The 6,499-nt window shown below is 53.9% G+C and carries 7 protein-coding genes; 6 read left to right on the top strand and 1 reads right to left on the bottom strand.

Features of this window, described 5'->3' with window-relative positions:
• Positions 1–141: 141 nt before the first annotated feature.
• Positions 142–708: a D-glycero-beta-D-manno-heptose 1,7-bisphosphate 7-phosphatase gene (gene gmhB / locus IM299_RS21565; RefSeq protein ID WP_028015601.1), complete on the bottom strand. Its 567-nt coding sequence runs from the start codon at positions 706–708 to the stop codon at positions 142–144.
• 188 nt (positions 709–896) lie between these two features.
• Between gmhB and metN the strand changes: the two genes are divergently transcribed.
• The 6 genes from metN to proS all read left to right on the top strand — a co-directional run bounded on the left by metN (position 897) and on the right by proS (position 6,476).
• Positions 897–1,928 (top strand): methionine ABC transporter ATP-binding protein MetN, encoded by a 1,032-nt coding sequence (gene metN, locus IM299_RS21560; protein ID WP_028015600.1) that lies wholly within the window; start codon positions 897–899, stop codon positions 1,926–1,928.
• Positions 1,921–2,574, top strand: coding sequence for a methionine ABC transporter permease MetI (locus tag IM299_RS21555; RefSeq protein WP_003856130.1), 654 nt, complete (start codon positions 1,921–1,923; stop codon positions 2,572–2,574). The genes metN and IM299_RS21555 overlap by 8 nt, the downstream gene beginning before the upstream one ends.
• Before the next feature lie 40 nt (positions 2,575–2,614).
• Entirely contained in the window at positions 2,615–3,430 is an 816-nt protein-coding gene (gene metQ, locus IM299_RS21550) for a methionine ABC transporter substrate-binding lipoprotein MetQ (protein ID WP_014168729.1), read from the top strand.
• Positions 3,431–3,536: 106 nt separating this feature from the next.
• Positions 3,537–3,941 carry an Rcs stress response system protein RcsF gene (rcsF, locus tag IM299_RS21545; RefSeq protein ID WP_008501883.1) on the top strand — a complete coding sequence of 135 codons (405 nt, stop codon included), beginning with the start codon at positions 3,537–3,539 and terminating at the stop codon, positions 3,939–3,941.
• Positions 3,938–4,645: a tRNA (N6-threonylcarbamoyladenosine(37)-N6)-methyltransferase TrmO gene (tsaA, locus tag IM299_RS21540; protein ID WP_193358087.1), complete on the top strand. Its 708-nt coding sequence runs from the start codon at positions 3,938–3,940 to the stop codon at positions 4,643–4,645. The genes rcsF and tsaA overlap by 4 nt, the downstream gene beginning before the upstream one ends.
• A gap of 112 nt (positions 4,646–4,757) precedes the next feature.
• Positions 4,758–6,476, top strand: a complete 1,719-nt coding sequence (gene proS / locus IM299_RS21535) for a proline--tRNA ligase (RefSeq protein ID WP_041911180.1) — start codon at positions 4,758–4,760, stop codon at positions 6,474–6,476.
• The last annotated feature ends 23 nt before the right edge of the window (positions 6,477–6,499 follow it).

The following is a 6,499-nucleotide window of genomic DNA, read 5'->3' as shown; positions in this document are numbered from 1 at the left end:
TTTTCTCTTCAACCGACCGGGTTAACTGTGAAGTGATTCACATCCGCCGTGTCGATGGAGGCGCATTATAGGGAGCTGCCGAGGAATGACAAGCGGAAATATGCATTTTTATTTCGACCGCTCACCTTTTCGCCAAAAAGTCTATTTCTGATGCTTTTTTATCTCTTTTGGCAGCTCTGCCAGACTATTAATCACCCAATCCGCTGCACTTTCTGCTTCTGGTGTTACGGGCTTACCGGTACGCACTAATATTTTGGTACCCACTCCCGCCGCTGCGGCCGCCTGCATATCTTCCAGCTTATCGCCCACCATATAAGAAGCAGCCATATCAATGTGCAAGAACTCCTGCGCAGAGTTAAACATGCCCGGATGCGGTTTACGGCAGTCGCAGGTCTGACGATACTCTTCTACCGTTCCCTGCGGGTGGTGCGGGCAGTAGTAAATGCCATCAAGATCGACCCCGCGATCGGCCAGCGACCAGTCCATCCATTCCGTCAGCGTCTCAAACTGCGCTTCGGTGAACTTACCGCGCGCGATGCCGGACTGGTTCGTTACGACCACCAGCGCATAGCCCATCTCTTTTAGCTGGCGCATTGCCTCTATAACGCCGTCGATAAATTCGAATTCATCGATCTCATGCACATAACCGTGATCCACATTAATAGTGCCATCACGGTCGAGAAAAATTGCGGGTACTGATTTTGCCACCGGTTTGCTCCTGAAAAAGGCCTGTTGAGCTAGTATCTCATGAATCGCAGCGCAATAAAGTGCTCATCGTACAGAGTTGGATTGATTTAGACGTCTGGATGCCTTAACATCCGTTTTGTTTACGGTCATCACCCGTATCTGGCAGAAGAAAATGCCACGGCTAACTTACATACGATAAAAATAATCTAATGATTAAACTTTCCAATATCACCAAAGTGTTCCAGCAGGGGAACCGAACCATTCAGGCGCTGAACAACGTCAGCCTGCATGTTCCTGCTGGTCAAATTTATGGCGTCATTGGCGCATCGGGTGCGGGTAAAAGCACGCTGATCCGTTGTGTTAACCTGCTTGAGCGCCCAACCCAGGGCAGCGTAGAAGTTGGCGGTCAGGAACTTACCGCCCTTTCAGAAAAAGAACTCACCAAAGCGCGCCGTCAAATTGGCATGATCTTCCAGCACTTTAACCTGCTGGCTTCCCGCACGGTGTTCGGCAACGTCGCCTTACCGCTGGAGCTGGATAACACGCCGAAAGAAGAAGTGAAGCGTCGCGTTACCGAACTGCTCGACCTCGTGGGTCTGGGTGATAAGCATGATAGCTACCCGGCAAATCTGTCCGGTGGGCAGAAGCAGCGTGTTGCTATTGCCCGCGCGCTGGCCAGCAACCCAAAAGTACTGCTGTGCGACGAAGCTACCAGCGCACTGGATCCGGCCACCACACGTTCTATTCTGGAACTGCTGAAGGACATAAACCGTCGCCTGGGCCTGACGATCCTCCTTATTACGCACGAGATGGACGTGGTGAAACGCATCTGCGACTGCGTGGCGGTCATTAGCAACGGTGAACTGATCGAGCAGGACACGGTAAGCGAAGTATTTTCCCATCCGAAAACGCCGCTGGCGCAGCAGTTTATTCAGTCCACGCTGCATCTGGATATTCCAGAAGATTATCTGGAGCGTTTGAAAACCGAGGCAACGGCGGACAGCGTCCCGATGTTGCGTATGGAATTCACCGGTCAGTCCGTTGATGCCCCTCTGCTTTCCGAAACCGCGCGTCGCTTTAACGTGAACAACAACATTATTAGCGCGCAGATGGATTACGCCGGTGGCGTGAAGTTCGGCATCATGCTGACGGAAATGCACGGCACGCAGGAAGAAACCCAGGCGGCAATCGCCTGGCTGCAAGAACATCATGTAAAAGTAGAGGTACTGGGTTATGTCTGAGCCGATGATGTGGCTACTGGTTCGCGGCGTTTGGGAAACGCTGGCAATGACCTTTGTATCGGGTTTCTTTGGTTTTGTGATTGGCCTGCCGGTAGGCGTACTGCTGTACGTGACGCGTCCGGGTCAAATCATTGAGAACGCGAAGCTCTACCGTACGCTCTCCGCGCTGGTGAACATCTTCCGTTCTATCCCCTTCATTATTCTGCTGGTGTGGATGATTCCGTTTACCCGCGTGATCGTCGGCACATCGATTGGTCTGCAGGCGGCTATCGTTCCGCTGACCGTAGGCGCTGCGCCGTTTATCGCCCGTATGGTGGAGAACGCCCTGCTGGAGATCCCAACCGGTTTGATTGAAGCTTCTCGTGCAATGGGGGCAACACCTATGCAGATCGTCCGCAAGGTTCTGCTGCCTGAAGCACTGCCGGGCCTGGTGAACGCGGCAACGATTACGCTTATTACTCTGGTAGGGTATTCCGCGATGGGCGGTGCAGTTGGCGCTGGCGGTTTAGGGCAGATTGGTTATCAGTACGGCTATATTGGATATAACGCTACCGTGATGAATACCGTTCTGGTATTGCTGGTTGTTCTGGTTTACTTAATCCAGTTCTCTGGCGATCGCATCGTCCGGGCTGTTACGCACAAATAACGTTACACACAACACAAACTCGATGAGTTAAGGATAAAACATGGCGTTTAAATTAAAGACCTTTGCAGCAGTAGGCGCGCTGATTGGATCTCTGGCACTGGTGGGTTGCGGTCAGGACGAAAAAGATCCAAACCATATTAAAGTGGGCGTTATCGTAGGTGCAGAACAGCAGGTTGCTGAAGTTGCTCAGAAAGTGGCGAAAGAAAAATACGGTCTGGACGTTGAGCTCGTAACCTTCAACGATTACGTTCTGCCGAACGAAGCGCTGAGCAAAGGCGATATCGACGCCAACGCCTTCCAGCATAAGCCATACCTGGATCAGCAGATCAAAGATCGCGGCTATAAGCTGGTTGGCGTGGGTAACACCTTCGTCTACCCGATTGCAGGCTACTCCAAGAAAATTAAATCGCTGGACGAACTGCAGCCGGGCTCTCAGGTAGCCGTGCCTAACGATCCAACCAACCTCGGACGCTCCCTGCTGCTGCTGCAGAAAGTGGGCCTGATCAAACTGAAAGACGGCGTTGGCCTGCTGCCAACCGTTCTGGATGTCACCGAGAACCCGAAAAATCTGAAAATTGTTGAACTGGAAGCACCGCAGCTGCCGCGTTCTCTGGACGATGCGCAGATTGCCCTGGCCGTTATCAACACCACTTACGCCAGCCAGATTGGCCTGACGCCAGCGAAAGACGGTATCTTCGTTGAAGATAAAGACTCTCCGTACGTTAACCTGATCGTGACTCGCGAAGATAACAAAGACGCGGAAAACGTGAAGAAGTTCGTCCAGGCCTATCAGTCAGACGAAGTTTACCAGGAAGCCAACAAAGTGTTTAACGGCGGCGCTGTTAAAGGCTGGTAATCTCACCTCAGTGTAATATCATCAGGACGGGCTTATGCCCGTCTTGTCATTTGTGCAGTCACCTGATTCAATATCTGACGTTTTGATTATCCATTGAGGAATTATTATGCGTGCTTTACCGATCTGTCTTTTAGCACTCATGCTGAGCGGCTGTTCTATGCTAAGCAGATCTCCTGTTGAACCCGTTCAAAGCACGGCAACCCCGCCAAAAACAGAGCCTGCAAAACCGAAAGTGGTTCGCCCTGCGCCGGTTCGCATTATCACCAAGGCTGACGAACTGGTCGGCAAACCGTTCCGTGAACTGGGTGAAGTGAGCGGTGAATCCTGTCAGGCAACCAATCAGGACTCTCCACCGAATATCCCGACTGCGCGTAAACGCATGCAGATTAACGCCGCAAAAATGAAAGCTAACGCGGTGCTGCTGCACAGCTGCGAAGTCACCAGCGGCACGCCGGGCTGCTACCGTCAGGCGGTTTGCATCGGTTCTGCGCTGAACATTACGGCGAAATGAGTGCATTTCAGTTTGAGCAAATAGGCGTTATCCACTCTCCGTATAAAGAGAAGTTCGCCGTGCCCCGCCAGCCCGGTCTGGTCACCAGCGGCAGCGGCGAGCTTCATCTTCAGGCACCTTATAACCAGGCCGATGCGGTACGCGGGCTCGAGTCTTTCAGTCACTTATGGGTGGTATTTGTTTTTCACCAGACAATGGAAGGCGGCTGGCGTCCCACCGTGCGTCCCCCGCGCCTGGGCGGAAATGCGAGAATGGGCGTGTTTGCGACTCGTTCGACCTTCCGCCCCAATCCGATCGGGATGTCGCTGGTTGAACTGAAAGGCATACGTTGCCAGAAGGATCAGGTCATCCTTGAGCTGGGCAGCCTGGACCTGGTTGACGGCACGCCGGTTATCGACATTAAACCCTATTTGCCTTTCGCCGAATCCTTCCCGAATGCGCGTGCAAGCTACGCTCAGGACGCACCGCAGGCGGATATGCCAGTCTCGTTTACGCCTGAGATAGCCTTACAGCTGAGTCAGCTGGAGAAACGCTATCCTCGCTTACGGCATTTCATCACTGAAGTTCTGGCACAGGACCCCCGTCCGGCCTACCGTAAAGAAGAGGAAGCAGGAAAGACGTACGCCGTCTGGCTGCTGGATTTTAACGTGCGCTGGCGCGTCACTGGGGCAGGTTTCGAAGTGTTTGCCCTTGAACCCAGGTAATTTTGTTCTCCTCTCTTTTGGCATCTTTGCCACACTGGTAAACTAAACCACTTTTTTTGTGTCAGGCTGGCGTTTCAGCCTGTTCCAATCGTCGAAATGGAACCGTAACAACATGCGTACTAGCCAATATCTGCTCTCCACTCTGAAGGAGACACCTGCCGACGCCGAAGTGATCAGCCATCAGCTGATGCTGCGCGCCGGGATGATCCGCAAGCTGGCCTCCGGGTTATACACCTGGCTGCCGACCGGCGTGCGCGTCCTGAAAAAAGTCGAAAACATCGTGCGTGAAGAGATGAACAACGCCGGTGCTATCGAGGTGTCCATGCCCGTGGTTCAGCCCGCTGACCTGTGGCAGGAGAGCGGTCGTTGGGAGCAATATGGCCCAGAACTGCTGCGCTTCGTCGATCGCGGCGAGCGTCCGTTCGTTCTCGGTCCAACGCATGAGGAAGTCATTACCGATCTGATTCGTAATGAACTGAGCTCTTACAAACAGCTGCCGCTGAACTTCTTCCAGATCCAGACCAAGTTCCGTGACGAAGTGCGCCCACGTTTCGGCGTGATGCGCTCTCGCGAATTCCTGATGAAAGATGCCTACTCTTTCCATACGTCACAGGAATCGCTGCAAGAGACCTACGACAAAATGTACGAGGCTTACAGCAAAATCTTCTCCCGCATGGGTCTGGATTTCCGCGCTGTGCAGGCTGATACCGGCTCCATCGGCGGTAGCGCGTCCCATGAGTTTCAGGTTCTGGCGCAGAGCGGTGAAGACGATGTGATCTTCTCTGACTCTTCAGACTACGCGGCGAACATCGAATTTGCAGAAGCGCTGGCACCAAAAGAACCTCGCGGTGCGGCAACGCAAGAGATGACGCTGGTTGATACGCCAAATGCGAAAACCATCGCCGAGCTGGTTGAGCAGTTCAGTCTGCCAGTCGAAAAAACCGTGAAAACGCTGCTGGTGAAATCCACCGAAGGCAGCGCTTACCCGCTGGTTGCCCTGCTGGTGCGTGGCGATCATGAACTGAACGAAGTGAAAGCCGAAAAGCTGCCGCAGGTCGCCAGCCCGCTGACGTTCGCCACGGAAGCGGAAATCCGCGCCGTCGTGAATGCCGGCCCAGGCTCTCTCGGTCCGGTGAATATGCCGGTTCCTGTCGTTATTGACCGCACGGTTGCTGCAATGAGCGACTTCTCCGCGGGTGCTAACATCGACGGTAAACATTACTTCGGCATCAACTGGGATCGCGACGTAGCGACGCCAGAAGTGGCAGACATCCGTAACGTGGTTGCAGGCGACCCAAGCCCGGACGGCCAGGGTACGCTGATGATCAAGCGCGGTATCGAAGTGGGCCACATCTTCCAGCTGGGTGATAAATACTCTCGTGCGCTGAACGCCGCCGTTCAGGGTGAAGATGGCCGTAACCAGATCCTGACCATGGGCTGCTACGGTATCGGGGTAACGCGCGTGGTGGCTGCGGCCATCGAGCAGAACTACGACGAGCGCGGCATCGTCTGGCCGGACAATATCGCGCCGTTCCAGGTGGCCATTCTGCCAATGAACATGCACAAGTCTTACCGCGTGCAGGAGCTGGCCGAGAAGCTGTATGCCGAGCTGCGCGCTCAGGGTATCGAAGTGCTGATGGATGACCGTAAAGAGCGTCCGGGCGTGATGTTTGCCGATATGGAACTGATCGGTATCCCGCACACCGTCGTCATCGGCGACCGTAACCTCGACAGCGATGAGATTGAATACAAATACCGTCGCAGCGGCGAAAAACAGATGATCAAGACCGGCGATATTCTTGATTACCTGGTGAAAGCCGTCAAAGGCTAAACAAAAAACCCCGCTCTGGCGGG

Origin of the sequence: Enterobacter cloacae complex sp. P47BA (assembly GCF_014930485.1) — a bacterium.
Lineage (GTDB): Bacteria > Pseudomonadota > Gammaproteobacteria > Enterobacterales > Enterobacteriaceae > Enterobacter > Enterobacter bugandensis.
Note: the sequence above shows the minus strand (reverse complement) of the source record. Positions and strands in the feature narration are given on the sequence as shown.

Excerpts from the sequence above, each read along its gene's own strand:
- metQ (WP_014168729.1), top strand. The coding sequence starts at position 2,615 with ATGGCGTTTAAATTAAAGACCTTTGCAGCAGTAGGCGCGCTGATTGGA.
- metN (WP_028015600.1), top strand. The coding sequence starts at position 897 with ATGATTAAACTTTCCAATATCACCAAAGTGTTCCAGCAGGGGAACCGA.
- proS (WP_041911180.1), top strand. The coding sequence starts at position 4,758 with ATGCGTACTAGCCAATATCTGCTCTCCACTCTGAAGGAGACACCTGCC.
- tsaA (WP_193358087.1), top strand. The coding sequence starts at position 3,938 with ATGAGTGCATTTCAGTTTGAGCAAATAGGCGTTATCCACTCTCCGTAT.
- rcsF (WP_008501883.1), top strand. The coding sequence starts at position 3,537 with ATGCGTGCTTTACCGATCTGTCTTTTAGCACTCATGCTGAGCGGCTGT.
- IM299_RS21555 (WP_003856130.1), top strand. The coding sequence starts at position 1,921 with ATGTCTGAGCCGATGATGTGGCTACTGGTTCGCGGCGTTTGGGAAACG.